This window comes from Moraxella pluranimalium (assembly GCF_002014825.1).
Taxonomy (GTDB): Bacteria; Pseudomonadota; Gammaproteobacteria; order Pseudomonadales; family Moraxellaceae; genus Moraxella; species Moraxella pluranimalium.
Map to the genome: position 1 here is coordinate 37,448 of NZ_MUYU01000029.1, position 21,244 is coordinate 58,691.

Below are 21,244 nucleotides of genomic sequence, written 5' to 3' on the forward strand. Positions count from 1 at the left end.
CCACCTTCCTATCACAAACTCAATGTCTTCTCACCACGAGCGATACCAATCACGCCTGAGCGTACCACTTCTAGGATACGATCACGGCCAATGACATCGATAAAGCCGTCAAGCTTGCCAGCATCACCGGTGATCAAGATGGTGTACAGATTTGGGGTGACATCGACGATTTGGGCACGGAAAATATCCGCCGTACGCTTGACTTCTTCGCGGTGTGAGCCTGTGGCACGCACTTTGATCAGCATCAGCTCACGCTCGATTTGGCTACCACCACTGATTTCAGACAGGTTTTGTACCTTGACCACTTCGATCAGCTTGTGTAGCTGTTTGGTGATTTGCTCAATCTTATCATTGGTGGTGATGGTCGTCAGCGTCAGACGAGAAATCGTCGGATCGTCGGTTGCGGCGACATTGAGCGTATCAATGTTGTAGCCACGCTGTGAAAACAGACCAACCACACGAGATAGCGACCCTGCTTCGTTTTCCATCAATACAGAAATCAGATGTTTATGGACTTGATTTGACATTAGGTGCGCTCCCCTTTTGATAGCCACATATCACGCATTGACTGACCTGCCACTTGCATCGGATAGACGTGCTCACTCTTATCAACATAGACATCGATAAATACAAGCTTATCATCCATCGCCAGCGCCGCTGCCAGCTCTTGTTCCATCGTCGCAGGATTGGTAATCTTGACACCCACATGACCGTAGCTTTCGGCAAGCTTCACAAAATCAGGCAGCGACTTCATATACGACTGCGCATGGCGTGCTTCGTATAGCATATCTTGCCACTGCTTGACCATACCCAGCTGAGCATTGTTTAGGTTTAGGATTTTTACAGGTAGATTGTACTGTAGGCAGGTCGATAGCTCTTGGATATTCATCTGAATTGAGCCTTCGCCTGTGATACAGACGACTGTTTTTTCGGGACGAGCAAGCTTGGCTGCCATCGCATACGGCAGGCCTACACCCATCGTACCTAGACCACCTGAGTTGAGCCATTGGCGTGGTTCATCATATTTATAGTACAGTGCAGCGAACATTTGGTGCTGACCAACATCGGATGTGATGATGGCTTGACCTTTGGTTAGCTTATACAATGTCTCAACGACGTGCTGCGGCTTGATGGCGTGGATTTCAGCTTCCATATCATCGGCATCATAGTGTAGCCCGTGACGCTTACGCCATTCGTTGATTTGTTGCCACCAGTCGTTCAGTGCGTGCTCATCGATACGCTTATCAGTTTCTTTGAGCAGTGATAGCATCTCGGTCAGCACAAGCTTGACATCACCGACGATTGGGATGTGCGCTGTGATGGTCTTTGAGATGCTTGCAGGATCGACATCGATATGGATGACGGTTGCATTTGGGCAGAATTTTTTGACATTATTGGTCACACGGTCATCAAAGCGTGCACCAATCGCCAAAATCACATCCGCATGGTGCATGGTCATGTTGGCTTCATAAGTACCATGCATACCCAGCATACCGATGAACTGCTCACCTGAGCCTGGATACGCACCCAGACCCATCAAGGTATTGGTAACAGGTAGCTTAAGCATATCCGCCAATTGACGCAATTCATCGCTAGCATTGCCCAAAATCACACCGCCGCCTGAGTACAGCACTGGACGCTTGGCAGAAAGTAGGGTTTCGATGGCTTTTTTGATTTGACCGCCATGCCCTTTGTGCGTCGGCTGATACGAGCGCATCGACACCGATTCAGGCATATGATAAGCGAATTTATCGCTTGGGTTGGTCATATCTTTTGGAATATCGACCACGACAGGGCCTGGACGACCTGAGCCTGCGATGTAGAATGCTTTTTTGATGATTTCAGGGATTTCTTCGGCACTGCGTACTTGGAAGCTGTGCTTGACGATTGGGCGAGAGATACCCACCATGTCACACTCTTGGAAAGCATCATCACCGATGAGTGTGGTCGGTACCTGACCTGCTAGGATGACCATCGGGATAGAGTCCATATAAGCGGTAGCAATGGCGGTCACGGTATTGGTCGCACCCGGGCCAGAGGTCGCCAGCACCACACCAGTCTTGCCTGTAGTACGGCTATAGGCATCTGCCATATGACCTGCCGCCTGCTCATGGCGAACTAGGATATGCTCGATTTTGTCTTGTTTGAATAAGGCATCATAAATGTGCAGTACCGCACCGCCTGGATAGCCAAAAATGTACTCAACGCCTTCATCAATCAAGGCTTGAACCAACATCTCGCCACCAGACATCATCACCGTCTCACCACGGGCTAGGCGTTCTTGGGCTTCGTGAAAATGTGCAGTCGCATCTTTTTGGGTAATTTGCGTCATCAGTTGCATCCTTTTGCCAATCATATCGGCAATATACAGACGAAATGGCGTAGCGTGGGTCAGTAACGGACTGTCAAATACAAGATGACTTCAAAGCAAGGGCATCATGACAATGCCAACAAGAAAGGAATTGGGATAATTTCTTGTGTCTTGCAGACCGATAAGTCCTATTGCAATGTACAATCTTGCGTCATCGAACGGTAATCCGACGGCACCAATCGCACAAACGCAGCACCTGATAAATAGCTACGCCGACTCATGATAATGCTTATAACTTTTAGTATGGTTTATAAGCGCCATCAAAACAATATGAATATCTTACCCCAAAAATCCGCCCTTGCCAAGCGTATTTTGCTATTTTTGGCGTTCTTTTTAAAAATTTGTAAAAATTGGCGCATTTTTGTCAAGTATGATAAATTTTAATTATTATCTATCCAATTTTATGACAAAAAATAAATAATAAAGCCACCGAACGCATGATAAAATAGCCCTTTTGATTTGATAAATAAAACCCATGCTCAAGCGATTATTTTGGCTGATTTTGCACACATCTTGGTTGTCAGGCATCTTTGCCACAGCCATCGCTGCGCCTATTTATCAATATACAGGGCAATTTGGCGAGATGGTGTATAGCCAAACACCGCCGATTGGCAAGCCCTATCAAGCCATCAGCGTGCTACACAGCACCACCAAAAACGATAAGATGCAACAAGACTGTCAAAAGCTCAAAGGACATCTAACCACCCTAAACGCCGGCGGTGTCATCCATGAGATTGACGCATCAGGCAACAAAACACAGCTAAGCCCCGCCCAAGTCAGCGAACGCCAAGCACAAATCCGTGATGCACTCACGCAGTATTGCCATGACTAAGCCATCACCCCCACCATCGTCATCACAGCCATCACGCATAGACAGCACTACCTTGCCCGATGTCGATGATGTCAAGGACTGGATTCGTGCTAAGGCGTGCGAGCTCGGCTTTGCTGATTGTGGATTTTTAAGTGTACACCATCCGCTCTTTGCCGAGCAAACCCAAGCACTCAAAGCATGGCTCAATCAAGGACTGTACGGCACGCTGGATTTTATGCACGACAATCACGAACTGCGAGCCAATCCGCATCAGCTCGTTGATGGTGCAAAGACCATCATCAGTGTACGCATGGACTATCTGCATACCCTGCCTGCACCACGACGCATCGAAGATAATGAACGCCCCAATCATGCCATCATCGCGCGCTATGCTCGGGGGCGTGATTATCATAAGACCGTCCGCCAACAGCTCAAAAAACTGGCTCGTGCTATCGAATCGGAGCTGCCTAATTGGACACACCTGTCCATCGGTGCTGATAAGCCCTTTGTATTTCGGCCGTTTAGTGATTCGGCACCGATTTTTGAGCGTCCGATTGCTGATGCCGCAGGGCTTGGCTGGACAGGTAAGCATACTTTGCTAATTAATCGTCAAGCAGGGTCATTTTTTAACTTGGGCGAGCTGTTTATCAGTCTTGATTTGATGGGCGACACCGAGAGCCACCCTGTCAAAGTGCACTGTGGTAGCTGTACTGCTTGCATTGATATTTGCCCAACCCAAGCCATCATCGCACCGCACACGCTCGATGCTGGGGCGTGCATTTCTTATCTGACGATTGAGCACAAGGGCAGTATCGATGTCAAATACCGCAAAGCCATCGGCAATCGCATCTTTGGCTGTGATGACTGTCAGCTGATTTGTCCGTGGAATCGCTATGCCAAGATTGCCACTGTGGCTGATTACGCACCACGACATGGGCTTGATGAAGTGCGTCTGCTCGATGTATGGGCGTGGGATGAAGATGAGTTTATGGCCAAGACCGAAGGCTCACCACTTCGGCGTACAGGCTATCTCAATCTACTGCGTAACACCGCTATTGCTCTTGGCAACAGTCAGCCTGATGACACCGCCAAAATAGACACCATCACCGCACTACAATCACGGCTTGGCATGGATGCGATGCTTGATGAGCATATTTATTGGGCGATTGATGAGCTGACCGCCGCCCATGACGCTTAGCACACAGCTAATTAAGCCCCGCTTCTGGCACTGCCAAACCGCCTGCATGCAGATCGATGCGTGACCCAAATGGCAATGCCTGTAACAGCTGTTTGGCACGCTCATAATCCGTTTCATCGACATGCACTTGATAGCGTTCAAATTCGATGTCATAACCACCTTGCAAGTCAATCTGATGTTGAGTCAACAACACTTTGATTTGATCAAATTCTCGCTGCGCCTGCACTTTGGTCAGTACAGCCTTTTGTAGGCGGATATCTGTGCCGAATTTTTGGCGCAGCTTTTCAAACCAAGCCTGACGCTCTTTGGTATCGGCATCGGTAAATAGCACGACGGTATGCGTCTTTGGCTCATGCTTTAGGTACATATCCACATAGGCAGGGTCGCTGATTGCATTGAGATATTCTGACAGACTCGCTGTTTGTCGCTGATCATTGGCAAGTGTCGATGGGTAGAGTGACTCGGTCGCATCTGCCTGCATCACAGAGTCGAATGAGCCGACCATCTGCTCATCAACTGTATGTTTTGGCATGCAAGCCACCAATGCCATCATAGCAAATGGCAATATAAAATAACTGCCTTTTATCATCATCACACCTTTTATTTAATAAATTGATAACAAAAATCCCAAGCAATGCCTGGGATTTGATCGAATCATGCCTAAATCAAGCAAGATGCTTAAGCAGGAATACGCAATACTTGACCAACATAAATCTTATCTGGATGGCTTAGCATCGGCTTGTTGGCATCAAAGATTTTCATATAATCATTGGCATTGCCGTACATTTCTTTGGCGATTTTTGATAGTGTATCACCTTTGACAACGGTATAAAAGCGTGATTCTTCGGCAGGTGTTTCTACTTCGATGTCATCAACGACAGTTTCGACATACTGCACATTGCCCACCGCTAGGCGTGCACGCTCACGGTCTTCTTGGGTCTTGGCAGTGCCTGATAGCATGACGGTGTCGCTGTCACTGTTATAATTAACTTTTAGACCTGCGATATTGACATTTTGTTCTTGGATACGAGCCAATAGCAGTTCGGCGATTTGTTGTGCGCTTGGTTCACTGCTTGTCACTGGTGCGGTTGTAGTTGGTTCATTCGCCACTGGTGCGGTTGTTTGTGCTGATTTATCACGGTTAAAAATTTTATCGCCGATGTCTTTGGCAAAACTAAAAATACCCATATGCTTTCTCCTACTTTGTTAATAACTCATTGGATACCTTCATCATAAAGCACAATCCCAACAGAAATCATCCGCAATATTAGTAGAAGTGTTAATTTATGTAGCATCAGCACTCAAGCTAAGCGATATTGTAACTCAACAAAAAACCGTTGATAATGATATCAACGGTTTTTCAAGTATGTAATCGCTATTAAGCAACTTTTGCAGTTACATAGTCGATTGCTTTTTGAACTGTGGTCAGTTCTGCAGAATCTTCATCAGGGATGGTGATGCCAAAACTGCTTTCAAATGCCATCACTAGCTCAACTAGGTCTAGTGAGTCAGCGCCTAGGTCATCCATAAATGATGCGTCGTTTTTGATTTCATCAACGCTTAGACCTAGTTGCTCAGCTACTGCGTCTTTTACTTTGGCTTCGATATCGCTCATGGGTAATTTCCTTTGAATAAAAGAGCCATCAGCACCACGCTGAAAGTTGGCTCATATGAAACTTGAATCGTATCATAAAACATTTGCCCAAAAAGTGCAAGCGTTTATGAATACATATGTACACTTTTTTCAATGATAATGGCAAACTTGTACTTTGTCAATGCTTTTAACCAATTTATGACATTAAGCAATCATCGCTTAAGTCCAATCAATGTTTGCCAAGCCATGCCAACCGCTAAGCACATGGAACAAATGGTTATCAAATCAGTTGGGTTTAATGCCACACAGGCAAACAATGGTGTACATTTGGTGCATCAAGCAAATCTATCGCGAAGCACAAAAATCGGGTTATCAAAGTGGCTGGCGTTTAGTGCTAGGCAGGCGAACGCAGGTGTATAAGCACAATCCATCGTCACACTAATCGGGGCTAGTGCTAGGCAGACGAGCGATGGTGTACATTTAGTACATCGAGCGAGTCTAACGACGCAATAGCCACGATTAGAAAGACGATTACATGTACATACCGCCATTGACTGCTAGCACCGCTCCCGTAATATAGCTTGCATCATCACTGGCTAGGAATGACACCGCTGCGGCGATTTCTTCTGGCTGACCCATGCGACCCATTGGCACGGCATCTAGCATTGAGTTGAGTAGGCGTTCATCCAGCTCTTCAGTCATGTCAGTTTCTACAAAGCCAGGTGCGACACAGTTCACCGTCACGCCACGAGAGCCGATTTCACGAGCGAGCGCACGGCTAAAGCCTTCGACACCTGCTTTGGTAGCGGCATAGTTGGTTTGACCGGCATTGCCCATTTGACCGACGACTGATGTGATATTGATGATACGACCATGACGGGCTTTCATCATGCCACGCACCGCACGACGGCTCATGCGATAGATAGAAGTTAGGTTGGTGTCGATGACACTTGCCCAGTCTTCATCTTTCATACGCATCAACAGGCCGTCTTTGGTGATGCCTGCGTTATTGACAAGCACATTGATACCGCCATAGACGCTATCAATTTCTTCAAACAGCTTATCCACATCTTCATCACTGCAGACATCCAGCACACGGCCGATACCGCCTGATTCGCTCAAGTATTCTGCGATGGCATCAGCGCCTTTTTCGCTCGTGGCTGTACCGATGACAAAATGCCCTTCGTCAGCGAAACGCTGTGCGATTGCCTTGCCGATACCACGGCTTGCGCCTGTTACTAGTACAATTTTACGACTCATACCAAATTCTCCAATTTTTCTAATCGTGCCAATTTATCCGTTGACAATGCTGTGATTGGGGTAGCTTGACGCTTGGCAAGGTTGGATAATACATTACCCGGGCCACATTCGACAATCAGCTCAATCTCTTGGTCAGCAAGCTTTTGCATGGTTTTTGACCATTGGACAGGCATAGATAATTGTTCGGTCAAAGCAAGCTTGATATCCGCCACATCGGAATGCACTTTGGCATGGCGGTTTTGGATGACGGCGATTTTGGCTTCACCAAAGGCGGTTTGGTTCAGTAGTTCGGCAAGTGCATCGCTGGCAGGATTCATCAGTTCACAATGTGATGGCACAGAGACTTTAAGCGGTACGGCTTTTTTGCCAAGCGCTTCAACAGCTGACAGCACACCTGCCACGCCCACTTCTGTACCTGCGACCACGACTTGCCCTGGGCTATTAAAATTCGCCGCATTGACGATGCCTGTGCTACCGCTGACTTCTTCGCATAGGCTTACCACTTGTTCATCTTCGAGTCCCAAAACAGCCGCCATCTGCGTATCCATGCCCTTGACCGCTTGAGTCATCAGCTTGCCACGCTCATGCACAAGCTTGGCAGCATCGCCAAGACTTAGCACGCCTGATGCCACAAGTGCACTGTATTCACCGAGTGAATGCCCTGCCAAATATAGGGGCTTCAATGACTGCTTGGCAAGTAGTGGCTCAACAATACGCCAAATGGCAATGCTTGCCGTCAATAACGCAGGCTGTGTAAATTCGGTCTTGTTCAGACGGCTGTCATCTTGGGTCACTTCCCACAAATCAAAGCCAAGCGCACCGCTTGCTTCATCAAAAGTCTTGCGCACCACATCATAAGTCTCAGCCAACTCATTCATCATGCCGACTGTCTGCGAGCCTTGACCAGGGAAAACCACCGCCAATCGCTTGGCAACTGTGGTGATGTCTTGTGTCATAATTCACCTATGTAAAATTTAGCCAACACACGCTTGGCTTGATTGGAAAATTCAATAAAAATATTTTGCCAATTTTATCACAAAAAAATACATTTGTTTACCCAAATGTATCAACTGACCGCACAATTCACGAAATCTTATTCCGACCCAAATAAAAAACCAAGCCCATTGACTTGCAATGTTGGCTTGGCTTCATCATCACACAGTGATGCTTAGCTATCTTGGCTAACCTTGAATAGCTGACGACCACGGTAGAAACCGTCTTTGGTCGCGTGGTGGCGAAGGTGTTTTTCGCCAGTAGTAGAATCGATGCTTAGCTCAGCAATAGCGATATGGTCGTGTGAACGACGCATGTCACGGCGTGAGCGGCTCTTGCGGTTTTGTTGAACTGCCATGATAGCTCCTAATTAAGTCAGTGGGCAGTTTGTGCCCATCAAGAAATAAACGGTTCGTGCGTCTTTGTCAATTTGTGTCAATGCGATTAAGCATCAATCGCCGTCCATCATAGACCTATGCACAATAAACGCTGTATTATACGCAAAAATCTTGCAAATTTCAAAGCCTAATCGCAAAAATTTACAAAACTTTTCATCAAATTGTATTTTCAATCACACTCAATCTCATTAAGTGATTGATATTATGATAATTTACCTTTTAAGGCTGCCAGTGCCGCAAAGGGATTTTCTTGGGTTTCTTCTTCGATTTCATCACCGACCGACTCCACCAGCATCTCACAGTCGGCATGGCGTGGCGATAATGGCAATGCCAAAATCAGCTCATCTTCGAGCAAATCTTTGACAGGTAGCAATCGGCGGGCAGACTCGCCAAGCTCATCAATCAGCACATATTCAGCACCATCAACCAAGCCAATTTCGCTATCATCATTCAATAACGCCAAGCGATATTCGCCCGATAAATCAATCGCAAACGGATCAAGACAACGCTGACAGCCGACATTAGCACTGCCTGACACTTGATAATCAAGCCACAATATGCCGTCTTGTTTTGCCAAATCAAACACCACCTGCAAAGGACCACCACCCACCGTCTGCTCATTTAGGCGTGGCAATTCATCAATGGCAATCTCACCTTGCCAATGAAAGCCAATATCCGCCCATTTTTCAAGCAGGATATTGTTTGGTAGCGTTTGATTATCGGGGTGTTTGTGCGTGTGTGTCATGGTCGTCAAAATCTTGGGATAAGCTAGCATTATGGCATATTTTTGCCAATTTCAAAAGTAAAATTTCTCAAACAAAATCAGCCAAAGATATTATAATAACAGTTTTTGACCTTTGATGAATCATGATTGACTTTAATCAGCTCTCGCCCGACATTGACATCTGCACAGAAGCCAGCGATACGACGCACGCTCGTCGTATTCATGCACTATGGCAAAATTTTCACCAAAATAGCGCTTTGATTGTTGATGCCGAGCATTTATTTGCCCAAATCAGCGCTGATGATTGGCAAAGTTTTTATCACACTTGGCAAGCCATCAAGTGCGATACGCAGGCTGAAGTCGCACTCACCGATTGGCTTATCCGATTGTTTGATGCCCTGTTTAATAATGCACAGCTGATGCAAATGCCGACACGGCTCGTGCGTGGCAATGGCGAGCCCGAATATTTTCCTGCCGATGAGCAGGATGTGGCACGCATTGAATTTGCACATGGATTTTTTCAAAGTGCACTACATGAGATTAGCCACTGGTGCGTGGCGGGTAAACACAGACGCACGCTGAATGACTTTGGCTACTGGTACGAAGCAGACGGTCGTAATGAGACGACTCAGGCGATTTTTGAGCAAGTTGAAATCACCCCACAAGCCATCGAGTGCTTATTGAGCCTTGCGCTTGGGCGGTATTTTTATGTCTCACAAGACAATCTCAATGCCGATTTCGACACATCCAAAAGCACCTTTGCCCAAGATGTCCATGCCAAAGCACTACATTATCTGAATGAGCCGCACACCCTGCCTAGGGACGCCAGACGGCTGTTGTGGGCATTTTTGACGCTGACGCACACACCATTTTATCAATCCATCCACTAGGAAAACCGCATGAACACCTACTATCTACACCCCGACAACCCGCAAGAGCGTATCATCAACCAAATCATTGATGCCCTGCAAAATGACAAACTTATCGTCTATCCAAGTCAGCATGGCTATCAGCTTGCCATGAGCCTATCTGCCAAAGATGCCCATACACAAGCAACTCGTATGGGTAATTGGCAAACACCGCCGCACGCTGTGCTTATTTGCCAAAACTTAAGCCAAATCGCCCACTATGCTGACATGGATAATTTTGCCCATCGCATCATGAAATCAAAGCTTGGCACGGGCATTGATTTTACCCTTAATCCTACCAAGCTGACACCCAAAAAATTCATCCATGACAAAACCAAAACCATCGCCGTACGACAAGCCACCACAGCCATTGAGCAGGCATTGGCTGATAAACTTGGCGAAGCATTTGTAAGCCTACCCATCATCATTAATGGTGAGCCACTCATTTATGACAGTAGCTATGAAGTGGAAATGGCGGTTGAAAATTTGGTGGATGGCTATATCAATGCCGGTGAAATTGCACAAAGCACACCGACGCTTGTCAGTCTCATCGATGAGAGTGCCACCGTGCTTATACAAGGTGATGCACAAATTGATTGGTGATAAGAAAAGTAAATCAAAGATAAAACAAAACCCTGATTAAATAATCAGGGTTTTTAGCAGTGTGGTTGATTATGGACGGTCAACCAACTCTACATATGCCATAGGTGCATTGTCACCATCACGGAAACCGCACTTGATGATACGCAGATAACCACCTGGACGAGTTTGGTAGCGTGGACCAAGCTCAGCAAATAGTTTGCCTACCATATCTTTGTTACGCATACGGCTGAATGCTAGACGACGATTTGCAACGCTGTCTTCTTTTGCCAAAGTGATTAGTGGCTCAGCAACGCGGCGAAGCTCTTTTGCTTTTGGCAAAGTGGTTTTGATTAGCTCATGCTCGAACAATGAGTTAGTCATGTTCTGGAACATAGCCTTACGATGGCTGCTGGTGCGACCCAGCTTGACTCCGCTTTTACGATGTCGCATGGTCAAGTATCCTTAAAATTAGCGGCTACGATAAGAGAAACGATCATCGACACGCAAATCACTTGGCGGCCAGTTTTCTAGACGCATACCAAGCTCAAGATTCTTAGATGCCAACACATCTTTGATCTCGGTCAATGATTTCTTACCTAGATTTGGTGTCTTAAGCAGTTCAGTTTCTGAACGCTGTACCAAATCACCGATGTAATAAATGTTTTCAGCTTTCAAGCAGTTTGCTGAACGAACCGTTAGCTCAAGATCATCAACTGGACGAAGTAGTACAGGATCAATCTCTTCTTTTTCTTTGATTGGCTCAGGTGCTTCTTCTGCTTCTAGATCTACAAAGATAGCGATTTGCTGTTGTAGAATAGTCGCAGCTTTGCGAATAGCTTCTTCTGGGTCGATCGTGCCGTTCGTTTCAAGCTCGATAATTAGCTTATCAAGGTCGGTACGCTGTTCAACACGAGCATTCTCAACATCATAAGCAACACGCAAAATCGGGCTAAAGCTAGCGTCAAGTTTTAGACGACCAATCACCTTCGAATTTGCATCTTCACGACGCTGATTTGCAGGCTCATAACCGCGACCAGTCACTACACGCAGGCGCATCTTCAGGTGGCCACGCTCACTCAATGTGCCAAGCACCAAGTTTGGATTGGCGATTTCGACATTATGTGGTAGTTCTAAGTCTGCAGCAGTTACAACACCTGCACCCTTTTTATCCAAAGTCAAATAAGCTTCATTCTGGTCATGCAGGATAATTGCCAACGATTTTAGATTTAATAGCAAATCCAAAACGTCTTCTTGCAAGCCTTCCAGGGTAGAATATTCATGATCTACGCCTTCGATTTCAGCTTCAACTACCGCTGCACCAGACAATGAAGAAAGCAGAATGCGACGAAGAGCATTACCAAGGGTATGCCCAAAACCGCGTTCTAACGGCTCGAGCGTGACCTTTGCAGTCGTTTCATTAACCGTGTCCACGTTAATCGCGCTCGGTGTTAGAAACTCAGTTGCATTTGTCATAGTGTCACCTCGATTTAATTCGGATTATTTAGAATATAGCTCAACAATCAAGTGTTCGTTGATTTCAGCAGGCAATTCGCTACGCTCTGGCGCAGATTTGAAAGTACCTTGTAGTTTGCTGTGATCAACTTCCAACCATGCTGGAATGCCACGCTGAGTCGCAAGCTCAACTGCGTTTTTGATACGAAGTTGTTCTTTTGATTTTTCGTGAACAGCAATCACATCACCGTCTTGAACTTGAATTGATGGAATGTTTACACGAACAAACTCATCACGACCTGCTTTTTTAAGCAAGATAGCACGGTGGCTAACCAACTGACGCGCTTCTGCACGAGTAGCACCAAAGCCCATGCGATATACAACGTTGTCAAGGCGACGCTCAAGGGTTACTAGTAGGTTTTCACCAGTAGCACCACGCTGACGAGCAGCTTCTTTATAGTAGTTAGAGAACTGACGCTCTAGTACGCCGTACATACGCTTAACTTTTTGCTTTTCGCGAAGCTGTGATGCGTATTCAGAAGTTTTATTTTGGCTGTTGCCATGCTGACCAGGTACACGACCTGCTTTCTTAGTCTTCACATCGTAAGCTTTAACGCCTGATTTCAATTGAAGATCAGTGCCTTCACGACGTGATAGTTTTAGTTTTGGACCAATATAACGGGCCATAAGTCTATCTCCTTAAACGCGGCGTTTCTTAGGTGGGCGGCAGCCGTTGTGTGGAATTGGTGTTACATCGCTGATGCTGTTAATTTTATAACCCAATGCACCTAATGCACGAACCGCAGACTCACGACCTGGTCCTGGACCTTTAACCAAGACATCGACATTCTTAACACCATAAGTTTCTTGAGCAGCTTTACCAGCTACTTCAGCTGCAACCTGTGCAGCAAATGGTGTAGATTTGCGTGAACCGCGGAAGCCTTGTCCACCAGAAGTGGCCCAAGCCAATGCATTACCTTGACGATCAGTAATCGTTACAATGGTGTTATTAAAAGACGCATGAATGTGGGCGATACCTTCAGATACCGAACGACGAGCCACTTTTTTGCGGCTACGAGTGTCTTTTGCCATCTTTTAGCTTCCTAAGTTAGTTACTTTTTAATTGCTTTGCGTGGACCTTTACGGGTACGCGCGTTAGTTTTAGTACGTTGACCATTTACAGGCAGACCACGACGATGGCGAAGACCACGGTAGCAACCCAAATCGACCAAACGCTTGATGTTCATTGAAACTTCACGACGAAGGTCGCCTTCAACTGTGTAGTTTGCAACTTCTGCACGAACAGCATCCAGTTGTGAATCATCTAACGAACCAATTTTGGTAGTTTCAGCGATACCAACTTTAGCAAGGATTTGCTTAGCAGTAGTACGACCGATACCAAAAATGTAAGTTAGCGAAATCACAGCATGTTTGTTGTCCGGAATGTTTACACCGGCAATACGAGCCATTGATTTCTCTCCATTAGCACAAATGCAAAGGCATTTGCTAAGTGTTAACCGCTATCAAATAAAATGATAGCATGGCAAGAAGCGGATAATACATTATCCGCTACCAAATATCAAGTATTAATTTGTAAATTAACCTTGACGTTGTTTATGACGTGGTTCTGCACTGCAGATCACAAGGACTTTACCTTTGCGACGTACAATTTTGCAGCTACCACAGATTTTTTTTACAGATGCTTGAACTTTCATGTCATGCTCCTAAAGTCCATCACTGATGTGATGATTTAATTAATGCTTGATCATGATACTGGTGCGTCATCAGATGTGCTTGGATCTGAGCGATAAAGTCCATCAACACAACTACCATAATCAACAAAGAAGAGCCACCCAATGGAATTGGCACATTAAATGCAGTCTGTACAATCATTGGCATTAAGCAAATAATTGTCATATACATTGCACCAATAAAGGTCAGGCGATTTAGCACAAAATCTAAGTATCGTTTGGTTTGTTGGCCCGGTCTAATACCTGGAATATAAGCACCGCTACGCTTTAGATTCTCGGCCACTTCTTTTGGGTTGAACATCAACGCTGTATAAAAATAACAGAAGAAAATGATCATCACTGCAAAAAGAAGTAAGTATAGTGGCTGTCCAGGTTGCAACACCAAAGAAATATTTTGCAAAATTTCTTGGGTTAGCGTTGGGTTTTCGCTCGCAGCTGTCCATTGACCAAGACTTGCAGGCAACAGCAACAATGAGCTGGCAAAAATCGCAGGAATGACACCAGCCATATTCAGCTTAAGTGGCAGATGAGATTGTTGCTGTGCATAAACCTTACGGCCTTGCTGTTGCTTTTGTGCATAGTTTACTGGTACACGACGCTGTGCACGCTCAATGAATACAATCGCAGCGGTAACAGCAATACCAAGTGCCGCAAAAATCATCAAGACAATCATATTCATGTCTTGGCTGATTGCTTGCGAAATCATGCTTGGCGCTGAAGCAATGATGCTGGCAAAAATTAGCATCGAAATACCGTTGCCAACACCACGTTCAGTAATTTGCTCACCTAGCCACATCAAGAACATCGAACCTGCTACCAAAGAAGTAACCGCAGGGATATAAAATCCCAGTCCAGATGTTAGTGTTAAGCCACCAGCAATCAAACCTGTGGACATACCAACAGCTTGAACAATAGCTAGAGCCAACGTGCCTTGACGTGTATATTTATTAAGTGTACGGCGTCCTGACTCACCTTCTTTTTTCAAAGCCTCAAGCGATGGTACAACTGTTGACATCATTTGCACCACAATCGATGCGGAAATATAAGGCATAATACCCAATGCCATAATCGACATACGCTCAAGCGCACCTCCTGAGAACATATTAAACATCCCAAGGAAGGTGTTTTGGTTGCTTTGGAAAAAACGAGCCAAACCAATTGGATCCATACCCGGAATAGGGATATGCGAACCAAGACGATAAACAATCAACGCCCCAAATAGAAAAAGCATACGATTCCACAGCTCATCGTATTTACGAATGAAAGCCAGTGGATTTAAAGGCACGCCTGAGCGAGACGATGATTGCTTAGACATAGATTACTCCTCGACGCTGCCACCAGCAGCTTCGATTGCTTGTTTTGCACCTTTAGTAACTTTTACGCCTTTAAAGGTCAATGCGCGAGTTACTTCACCTGATAGGATGATGCGTGCACGCTTCATATCACCACGAATGATGTTAGCAGCTTTCAAAGTTTCAACGGTAACTACGTCACCTTCAACTTTGTTTAGCTCAGATAGACGAACTTCAGCAGTTGTCATAGCAATCTTAGACGTAAAACCAAATTTTGGCAAACGACGATAGATTGGCATTTGACCGCCTTCAAAACCCGCAGGAATGCTAGAGCCTGAGCGTGAAGTTTGACCTTTGATACCGCGACCACCAGTCTTACCGATACCAGAACCGATACCACGACCACGACGAAGTGCTTTTTTCTTAGCACCTAGTGCTGGTGATAGTTCATTAAGCTTAAGACCCATTACGCTTCCTCCACTTTAACCATGTAGATCACACGATTTACCATACCGCGAGTTGAAGGAGTGTCTTCTACTTCTACAGTATGACCAATGCGACGCAGTCCCAAACCTTTAAGACAAGCTTTGTGGCTTGCCAAACGATGGGCGCTCGACTTTACTTGAGTAACTTTCATTTTTTTCATCGTAACTCACCTATTTCTTAGCCCAAAATTTCTTCAACAGTTTTGCCACGCTTAGCTGCAACTTGCTCTGGTGAAGTCATATCACGCAGACCTTTGAATGTTGCTTGTACAACGTTTGCTGCATTGGTTGAGCCATAGCATTTTGCCAATACGTTTTGAACGCCAGCAACTTCAAGAACAGCACGCATCGCACCACCAGCAATAACACCAGTACCTTCAGATGCAGGTTGCATATATACTTTTGAAGCACCATGACGAGCGTTGATTGGGTGTTGTAGGGTGTGACCTGCCAAATCAACAGTGATCATATTGCGTTTAGCAGCTTCTAGTGCTTTTTGAATAGCAGCAGGCACTTCACGTGCTTTACCACGACCAAAACCAACGCGACCATTGCCATCACCAACAACAGTTAGTGCTGTGAAAGAGAAGATACGACCACCTTTGACCACTTTTGCAACGCGATCAACGGCAACCAATTTCTCAACCAAACCTTCAGTTTGTTCTACTTTTGCCATGATTAAAACTCCAATCCGTTCTCGCGAGCAGCGTCAGCCAAAGCTTTTACGCGGCCATGATATTTAAAACCACTACGGTCGAATGCAACTTTGGTGATGCCAGCAGCTTTTGCACGCTCAGCAATTAGAGCACCAACAGCTTTAGCAGCTTCAACGTTACCAGTTGAACCTGAACGTAGGCTTGCATCCAAGGTTGAAGCTTGAGCAACAACAACACCACCAGTTGGCGAGATGATTTGAGCATAGATATGGCGTGGTGTGCGGTTAACAGTCAAACGGTTAACACCAAGATGACGGATATGAGCACGGGTTTTTTTGGCACGACGTAGGCGTGCTGATTTTTTATCAAACATGATTACCCACCTTTACTTTTTCTTAGCTTCTTTACGAAGAACAACTTCATCGCTATAGCGAACACCTTTACCTTTATAAGGCTCTGGCGGACGGAAGCTACGAATTTTAGCAGCAGCTTGGCCAAGTTTTTGCTTATCGCTTGATTTTAGAACGATTTCAGTTTGGCTTGGGCTTTCTGCGCTAACGCCTTCTGGAAGGGTGTATTCGATTGGGTGAGAGAAGCCTAGGCTTAGGTTAACTTTGTTACCTGCAACTTGTGCACGATAACCAACGCCGATCAATTGTAGGCGACGTTCGAAACCTTCACTAACACCTTTAACCATGTTGTTAAGAAGTGCACGCACTGTACCAGTGTGCATCCACGCTTCTTTAGTGTCAGCAACTGGAGATAGTGTTACGACACCTTCTTCTTGTTTTAGCTCGACCAATTCATGCAGGCTCAAAGACAGAGTACCGTTTTTGCCTTTGACCTCAACCTGCCGATCGTTCAAAGTAACGCTTGTACCAGCTGGTAGCGTTACTGGGGCTTTAGCCACACGAGACATAGGAATTTCCTTCAAATGAAAATTAAACTACCAGAAATTGGTAGTCACAAAAAAACTAACAGGCATTAAAGCCTGCTAGTTTAACATATTTACGCTTAAGAGTAAACCTTAAGTGTAATAATTTTGTAAGCCTCACGCTTAGGGATCATGCAACTAGTGCAATAACCTCACCACCGATACCTGCAGCGCGAGCAGCACGATCACTCATGATGCCTTTGCTGGTAGAGATGATAGCAACACCAAGACCTTTTTTGACGCTTGGTAGCTCATCTTTACCACGGTATTGACGAAGACCTGGACGGCTGAAACGCTTCAATTGCTCGATAACGCCTTTGCCTTGGTAGTATTTAAGTTCGATGGTTAGAACTTTTTTACCGTTTTCCACTTCGCTTACTTCTGCAGAAGTCAGATAGCCTTCAGCAACTAGTAGATCAGCGATTGATTTACGAAGTTTTGAAGCTGGCATCTGTACAGATGGTTTGTTTCGTGATTGTGCGTTGCGAATGCGAGTTAGCATATCAGCAACTGGATCTTGCATACTCATAGCTTAACTCCTTACCAGCTAGCTTTACGAACGCCAGGCACATCGCCTTGCATTACATATAGACGCAACATGTTGCGAGATAGACCAAATTTGCGGAAATAGCCGTGTGGACGACCAGTTACACCACAACGATTGCGTAGACGCACAGGTGATGCGTTACGTGGTAGAGCTTGTAGTGCTAGCATTGCATCTAGACGCTCTTCTTCGCTTGCATTTACATCACTGATGATAGCTTTTAGCTTAGCACGCTTTTCGGCATACTTAGCGACGGTTTTTTCGCGTTTTAGTTCGCGATTGATCATGCTCTTTTTAGCCATAACGTTTTACCTTATCTAAATGGGAAGCCGAATGCTTTTAGCAATGCACGACCTTGATCATCGTTTGCTGCGGTAGTTGTGATAGTTACATCCAAACCACGGATACGGTCGATTTTATCAAAGTCTACTTCAGGGAAAACGATTTGCTCTTTGATGCCTAGCGAGTAGTTGCCACGACCATCAAATGCTTTTGCTGAAAAACCACGGAAGTCACGAATACGAGGAATTGCAATGGCAATTAGACGATCTAGGAATTCGTACATTTGATCGCCACGCAAAGTAACTTTACAGCCAATTGGCCATTCTTCACGAATTTTGAAGCCTGCAACTGATTTGCGTGCTTTGGTAACAACAGGTTTTTGACCAGCGATAGCGGTCATGTCTGTCAAAGCACCTTCTAGTAATTTTTTATCTTGTGCTGCACCACCAACACCCATGTTTAGAGTGATTTTAGTGATTTTTGGCACTTGCATGACATTTTCTAAGCCAAGCTCTTCTTTGATTTGCTGCTTTAGCTTGTCATTGTATAAAGATTTTAATCTTGCCATTACTATTTACCCTTAGTCTCTTATGCAGTCGCCACTACTTCACCAGTTGAACGGTAGATGCGTTGTTTCACGCCTTCTGCATTCACTTGGTAAGCAACACGATCTGCTTTTTGGGTTTTTGCGTTAAAAATCGCAACATTTGAAATGTGTAGGAAAGCTTCTTGCTTAACGATGCCACCTTCTTTACCTAGCATTTGGTTAGGTTTTTGGTGTTTAGTTACAATGTTAACGCCTTCAACTTTTACACGGTCCGCTTTCACCGCCAAAATTGTGCCTTGCTTGCCTTTATCTTTGCCAGCAATCACAACCACGGTGTCGCCTTTACGTAACTTTGCCATAATAAGCCTCTAATACAATTACAGTACTTCTGGTGCAAGTGATACAATTTTCATAAATTGCTCACCGCGTAGTTCACGAGTAACAGGTCCAAAAATACGAGTAGCGATTGGCGCTTTGTTGTTGTTCAACAATACAGCAGCATTGTCGTCAAAACGAAGCACTGAACCATCTGGGCGACGAACGCCTTTTTTGGTACGAACTACAACCGCATTCATCACGTCACCTTTTTTAACACGGCCACGTGGAATTGCATCTTTTACTGTTACTTTGATGATGTCGCCAACAGATGCATAACGACGATGAGAACCGCCCAGTACTTTGATGCACTGTACGCGTTTTGCACCACTGTTGTCTGCAACTTCCAGCATTGTTTCAGTCTGAATCATCGCATTACTCCATATAATAAAGCAATAAAAGCCATTCGCCGTCAGAGATCTGACAGATGAACACCTAAAAAGATGTACATTATACAGGCAAATGGCTTAAATTGCAAATAACTTAAATTTTTACCGCAGCCTCAACCACATCTACCAAAGCCCAAGTTTTGGTCTTTGAGAATGGACGGGTTTCTTTGATGCGTACGATATCGCCTTCTTGACAAACATTATTCTCGTCGTGAGCTTTTAGTTTGGTAGAACGGCGAACTTGTTTGCCATACATAGGGTGACGGATTTGGCGCTCAACCAACACCACGATAGACTTGTCCATCTTGTTGCTGATTACTTTGCCAGTTACAACGCCAACTTCTTGAGTGGTGTTCTCGCTCATGCATCACCTCGTTGTTTTTCGTTGATCAGAGTCAAAATCTTAGCGATGGTACGACGATTCGCTTTGATTTCGTGAGTGTTGCCAAGCTGACCCGTTGCTTTTGCCATACGCAGACGAAATGCATCAAGTTGCTTTTCGTCAAGCAATTGAGCCAACTCTTCTACTGATTTTTCGCGTAATTCGTTGGTTTTCATTACATAATCGTCCGTTTAACAATGGTGGTCTTGAATGGAAGCTTAGCAGCCGCTAGCGTTAGCGCTTCACGGGCTAGCTCTTCGCTAACACCTTGGATTTCATAAAGCATTTTGCCTGGCTTGATTTCTGCTACCCAGTACTCAACAGGACCTTTACCTTTACCCATACGAACTTCCAATGGTTTTTCGGTAATTGGTTTGTCTGGGAATACACGGATCCAGATTTTACCACCACGCTTGATGCGACGAGTGATTGTACGACGAGCAGCTTCGATTTGACGAGCAGTCATACGACCACGACCGATAGATTTTAGACCAATTTCACCAAAAGCAACTGTGTTACCACGCTGGGCTAGGCCAGTGTTACGACCTTTGTGCATTTTGCGAAACTTGGTACGTTTTGGTTGTAACATATCTTAACCTCTGTCTGTGTTGCGGCGGTTAGTACGGCCACGGCGTTTTGGTGCACGTGCTTTGTCTTCAACCACTGGGTTGTAAGCACTGTTCATGCCATCTAGGATTTCACCACGGAAAATCCAAACTTTAACACCGATAGTACCGTAAGTAGTTTCTGCACGAACTGTTGCATAGTCGATATCAGCACGAAGTGTGTGTAGTGGTACACGACCTTCACGATACCACTCAGTACGAGCGATCTCAGCACCGCCTAGACGACCTGATAGTTCAACTTTGATACCTTGTGCGCCAGCACGCATACTGTTTTGAACAGCGCGCTTCATCGCACGACGGAACATCACACGACGCTCAAGCTGGCTTGAGATACCTTCAGCAACTAGACGAGCGTCTAGGTCTGGTGAAGTGATCTCTTGAATATTGACTTGTGCAGGTACGCCCATCAATTTGGTTAGTTCTTTTTGTAGGCTTTCGATATCTTCGCCTTTTTTACCAATGATGACACCAGGACGAGCACTGTGAATGGTGATTTTTGCTGCACCAGTAGGACGCTCGATATTGATGTGACTTACCATTGCACCTTCAAGTTTTTTGCGTAGGAAAGCACGAACTTGGAAGTCGTTTAGCAGATACTCAGAGTATTGCTTTGGGCTTGCATACCAGTTTGCATTGTGCTTTTTGATAACGCCTAGACGGATACCAATTGGATGTACTTTTTGACCCATG

General features: G+C 45.4%; 34 protein-coding genes. 4 read left to right on the plus strand and 30 right to left on the minus strand.

What is annotated here, in order from left to right:
• Positions 1-11: 11 nt before the first annotated feature.
• On the minus strand, positions 12-527 hold the full coding sequence (gene ilvN / locus B0680_RS09630; protein WP_078254880.1) for an acetolactate synthase small subunit: 516 nt from the start codon (positions 525-527) through the stop codon (positions 12-14).
• Positions 527-2,254, minus strand: a complete 1,728-nt coding sequence (locus B0680_RS09635) for an acetolactate synthase 3 large subunit (RefSeq protein ID WP_211271276.1) — start codon at positions 2,252-2,254, stop codon at positions 527-529. The genes ilvN and B0680_RS09635 overlap by 1 nt, the downstream gene beginning before the upstream one ends.
• A 592-nt stretch (positions 2,255-2,846) precedes the next feature.
• Here B0680_RS09635 and B0680_RS09640 point away from each other — a divergent pair.
• Complete coding sequence (locus B0680_RS09640) at positions 2,847-3,203, plus strand: DUF4124 domain-containing protein (protein ID WP_078254882.1); 357 nt, start codon at positions 2,847-2,849, stop codon at positions 3,201-3,203.
• Positions 3,196-4,380 carry a tRNA epoxyqueuosine(34) reductase QueG gene (gene queG, locus B0680_RS09645; RefSeq protein ID WP_228143795.1) on the plus strand — a complete coding sequence of 395 codons (1,185 nt, stop codon included), beginning with the start codon at positions 3,196-3,198 and terminating at the stop codon, positions 4,378-4,380. Before B0680_RS09640 ends, queG begins: the two co-directional genes overlap by 8 nt.
• Positions 4,381-4,387: 7 nt before the next feature.
• Here the strand turns inward: queG and B0680_RS09650 are convergent, their stop codons facing one another.
• From B0680_RS09650 to B0680_RS09685, 7 genes are all read right to left on the minus strand, one after another.
• Positions 4,388-4,912 carry a hypothetical protein gene (locus tag B0680_RS09650; RefSeq protein WP_143821417.1) on the minus strand — a complete coding sequence of 175 codons (525 nt, stop codon included), beginning with the start codon at positions 4,910-4,912 and terminating at the stop codon, positions 4,388-4,390.
• 146 nt (positions 4,913-5,058) lie between these two features.
• Positions 5,059-5,568, minus strand: a complete 510-nt coding sequence (gene lysM / locus B0680_RS09655) for a peptidoglycan-binding protein LysM (RefSeq protein WP_078254885.1) — start codon at positions 5,566-5,568, stop codon at positions 5,059-5,061.
• A 190-nt stretch (positions 5,569-5,758) separates the two neighbouring features.
• Complete coding sequence (gene acpP, locus B0680_RS09660; protein WP_078254886.1) at positions 5,759-5,995, minus strand: acyl carrier protein; 237 nt, start codon at positions 5,993-5,995, stop codon at positions 5,759-5,761.
• 510 nt (positions 5,996-6,505) lie between these two features.
• A complete protein-coding gene (fabG, locus tag B0680_RS09670) occupies positions 6,506-7,234 on the minus strand; it encodes a 3-oxoacyl-ACP reductase FabG (protein WP_078254888.1) in 729 nt (242 codons plus the stop codon).
• On the minus strand, positions 7,231-8,190 hold the full coding sequence (gene fabD / locus B0680_RS09675) for an ACP S-malonyltransferase (protein ID WP_078254889.1): 960 nt from the start codon (positions 8,188-8,190) through the stop codon (positions 7,231-7,233). Before fabD ends, fabG begins: the two co-directional genes overlap by 4 nt.
• A 212-nt stretch (positions 8,191-8,402) precedes the next feature.
• A complete protein-coding gene (gene rpmF / locus B0680_RS09680) occupies positions 8,403-8,585 on the minus strand; it encodes a 50S ribosomal protein L32 (RefSeq protein WP_003656952.1) in 183 nt (60 codons plus the stop codon).
• 242 nt (positions 8,586-8,827) lie between these two features.
• Positions 8,828-9,400: a YceD family protein gene (locus tag B0680_RS09685; RefSeq protein WP_228143796.1), complete on the minus strand. Its 573-nt coding sequence runs from the start codon at positions 9,398-9,400 to the stop codon at positions 8,828-8,830.
• Positions 9,401-9,492: 92 nt separating this feature from the next.
• Here B0680_RS09685 and B0680_RS09690 point away from each other — a divergent pair, with 92 nt between their 5' ends.
• Both B0680_RS09690 and B0680_RS09695 read left to right on the plus strand, forming a co-directional pair.
• Positions 9,493-10,239 (plus strand): elongation factor P hydroxylase, encoded by a 747-nt coding sequence (locus B0680_RS09690; RefSeq protein ID WP_078254890.1) that lies wholly within the window; start codon positions 9,493-9,495, stop codon positions 10,237-10,239.
• A gap of 9 nt (positions 10,240-10,248) precedes the next feature.
• The gene (locus B0680_RS09695; protein ID WP_078254891.1) at positions 10,249-10,860 is read left to right on the plus strand and encodes a Sua5/YciO/YrdC/YwlC family protein; all 612 of its coding nucleotides are present in this window, start codon (positions 10,249-10,251) and stop codon (positions 10,858-10,860) included.
• Between the two features lie 69 nt (positions 10,861-10,929).
• Here the strand turns inward: B0680_RS09695 and rplQ are convergent, their stop codons facing one another.
• From rplQ to rpsC, 21 genes are all read right to left on the minus strand, one after another.
• Positions 10,930-11,289: a 50S ribosomal protein L17 gene (rplQ, locus tag B0680_RS09700; RefSeq protein WP_078254892.1), complete on the minus strand. Its 360-nt coding sequence runs from the start codon at positions 11,287-11,289 to the stop codon at positions 10,930-10,932.
• Between the two features lie 18 nt (positions 11,290-11,307).
• Positions 11,308-12,312, minus strand: a complete 1,005-nt coding sequence (locus tag B0680_RS09705; RefSeq protein ID WP_078254893.1) for a DNA-directed RNA polymerase subunit alpha — start codon at positions 12,310-12,312, stop codon at positions 11,308-11,310.
• 24 nt (positions 12,313-12,336) lie between these two features.
• Entirely contained in the window at positions 12,337-12,978 is a 642-nt protein-coding gene (rpsD, locus tag B0680_RS09710) for a 30S ribosomal protein S4 (RefSeq protein ID WP_078254894.1), read from the minus strand.
• A gap of 12 nt (positions 12,979-12,990) precedes the next feature.
• Complete coding sequence (rpsK, locus tag B0680_RS09715) at positions 12,991-13,383, minus strand: 30S ribosomal protein S11 (protein ID WP_036364258.1); 393 nt, start codon at positions 13,381-13,383, stop codon at positions 12,991-12,993.
• Between the two features lie 20 nt (positions 13,384-13,403).
• Positions 13,404-13,760, minus strand: coding sequence for a 30S ribosomal protein S13 (gene rpsM / locus B0680_RS09720; RefSeq protein ID WP_078254895.1), 357 nt, complete (start codon positions 13,758-13,760; stop codon positions 13,404-13,406).
• Between the two features lie 129 nt (positions 13,761-13,889).
• Positions 13,890-14,006 carry a 50S ribosomal protein L36 gene (rpmJ, locus tag B0680_RS09725; protein WP_049236838.1) on the minus strand — a complete coding sequence of 39 codons (117 nt, stop codon included), beginning with the start codon at positions 14,004-14,006 and terminating at the stop codon, positions 13,890-13,892.
• Between the two features lie 19 nt (positions 14,007-14,025).
• Positions 14,026-15,357: a preprotein translocase subunit SecY gene (secY, locus tag B0680_RS09730; protein WP_078254896.1), complete on the minus strand. Its 1,332-nt coding sequence runs from the start codon at positions 15,355-15,357 to the stop codon at positions 14,026-14,028.
• A gap of 3 nt (positions 15,358-15,360) precedes the next feature.
• The gene (rplO, locus tag B0680_RS09735) at positions 15,361-15,801 is read right to left on the minus strand and encodes a 50S ribosomal protein L15 (RefSeq protein WP_078254897.1); all 441 of its coding nucleotides are present in this window, start codon (positions 15,799-15,801) and stop codon (positions 15,361-15,363) included.
• A complete protein-coding gene (rpmD, locus tag B0680_RS09740; protein ID WP_049236829.1) occupies positions 15,801-15,980 on the minus strand; it encodes a 50S ribosomal protein L30 in 180 nt (59 codons plus the stop codon). The genes rplO and rpmD overlap by 1 nt, the downstream gene beginning before the upstream one ends.
• Before the next feature lie 17 nt (positions 15,981-15,997).
• Positions 15,998-16,495 (minus strand): 30S ribosomal protein S5, encoded by a 498-nt coding sequence (rpsE, locus tag B0680_RS09745; RefSeq protein ID WP_078254898.1) that lies wholly within the window; start codon positions 16,493-16,495, stop codon positions 15,998-16,000.
• Between the two features lie 2 nt (positions 16,496-16,497).
• Complete coding sequence (gene rplR, locus B0680_RS09750) at positions 16,498-16,848, minus strand: 50S ribosomal protein L18 (protein WP_078254899.1); 351 nt, start codon at positions 16,846-16,848, stop codon at positions 16,498-16,500.
• Between the two features lie 12 nt (positions 16,849-16,860).
• Entirely contained in the window at positions 16,861-17,394 is a 534-nt protein-coding gene (gene rplF, locus B0680_RS09755) for a 50S ribosomal protein L6 (RefSeq protein WP_078254900.1), read from the minus strand.
• 145 nt (positions 17,395-17,539) lie between these two features.
• Positions 17,540-17,938, minus strand: coding sequence for a 30S ribosomal protein S8 (gene rpsH, locus B0680_RS09760; protein ID WP_078254901.1), 399 nt, complete (start codon positions 17,936-17,938; stop codon positions 17,540-17,542).
• Positions 17,939-17,949: 11 nt separating this feature from the next.
• Entirely contained in the window at positions 17,950-18,255 is a 306-nt protein-coding gene (rpsN, locus tag B0680_RS09765; RefSeq protein ID WP_078254902.1) for a 30S ribosomal protein S14, read from the minus strand.
• Between the two features lie 11 nt (positions 18,256-18,266).
• Complete coding sequence (gene rplE, locus B0680_RS09770; RefSeq protein ID WP_078254903.1) at positions 18,267-18,803, minus strand: 50S ribosomal protein L5; 537 nt, start codon at positions 18,801-18,803, stop codon at positions 18,267-18,269.
• A 20-nt stretch (positions 18,804-18,823) separates the two neighbouring features.
• Positions 18,824-19,141, minus strand: coding sequence for a 50S ribosomal protein L24 (rplX, locus tag B0680_RS09775; RefSeq protein ID WP_078254904.1), 318 nt, complete (start codon positions 19,139-19,141; stop codon positions 18,824-18,826).
• An 18-nt stretch (positions 19,142-19,159) separates the two neighbouring features.
• A complete protein-coding gene (gene rplN, locus B0680_RS09780; protein WP_078254905.1) occupies positions 19,160-19,528 on the minus strand; it encodes a 50S ribosomal protein L14 in 369 nt (122 codons plus the stop codon).
• A gap of 112 nt (positions 19,529-19,640) precedes the next feature.
• Positions 19,641-19,910 (minus strand): 30S ribosomal protein S17, encoded by a 270-nt coding sequence (gene rpsQ / locus B0680_RS09785; RefSeq protein ID WP_078254906.1) that lies wholly within the window; start codon positions 19,908-19,910, stop codon positions 19,641-19,643.
• Positions 19,907-20,104, minus strand: coding sequence for a 50S ribosomal protein L29 (rpmC, locus tag B0680_RS09790; protein ID WP_078254907.1), 198 nt, complete (start codon positions 20,102-20,104; stop codon positions 19,907-19,909). The genes rpsQ and rpmC overlap by 4 nt, the downstream gene beginning before the upstream one ends.
• On the minus strand, positions 20,104-20,517 hold the full coding sequence (gene rplP / locus B0680_RS09795) for a 50S ribosomal protein L16 (RefSeq protein ID WP_064603324.1): 414 nt from the start codon (positions 20,515-20,517) through the stop codon (positions 20,104-20,106). Before rplP ends, rpmC begins: the two co-directional genes overlap by 1 nt.
• A gap of 3 nt (positions 20,518-20,520) precedes the next feature.
• Positions 20,521-21,243 carry a 30S ribosomal protein S3 gene (gene rpsC / locus B0680_RS09800; protein WP_078254908.1) on the minus strand — a complete coding sequence of 241 codons (723 nt, stop codon included), beginning with the start codon at positions 21,241-21,243 and terminating at the stop codon, positions 20,521-20,523.
• Between the last annotated feature and the right edge of the window lies 1 nt (position 21,244).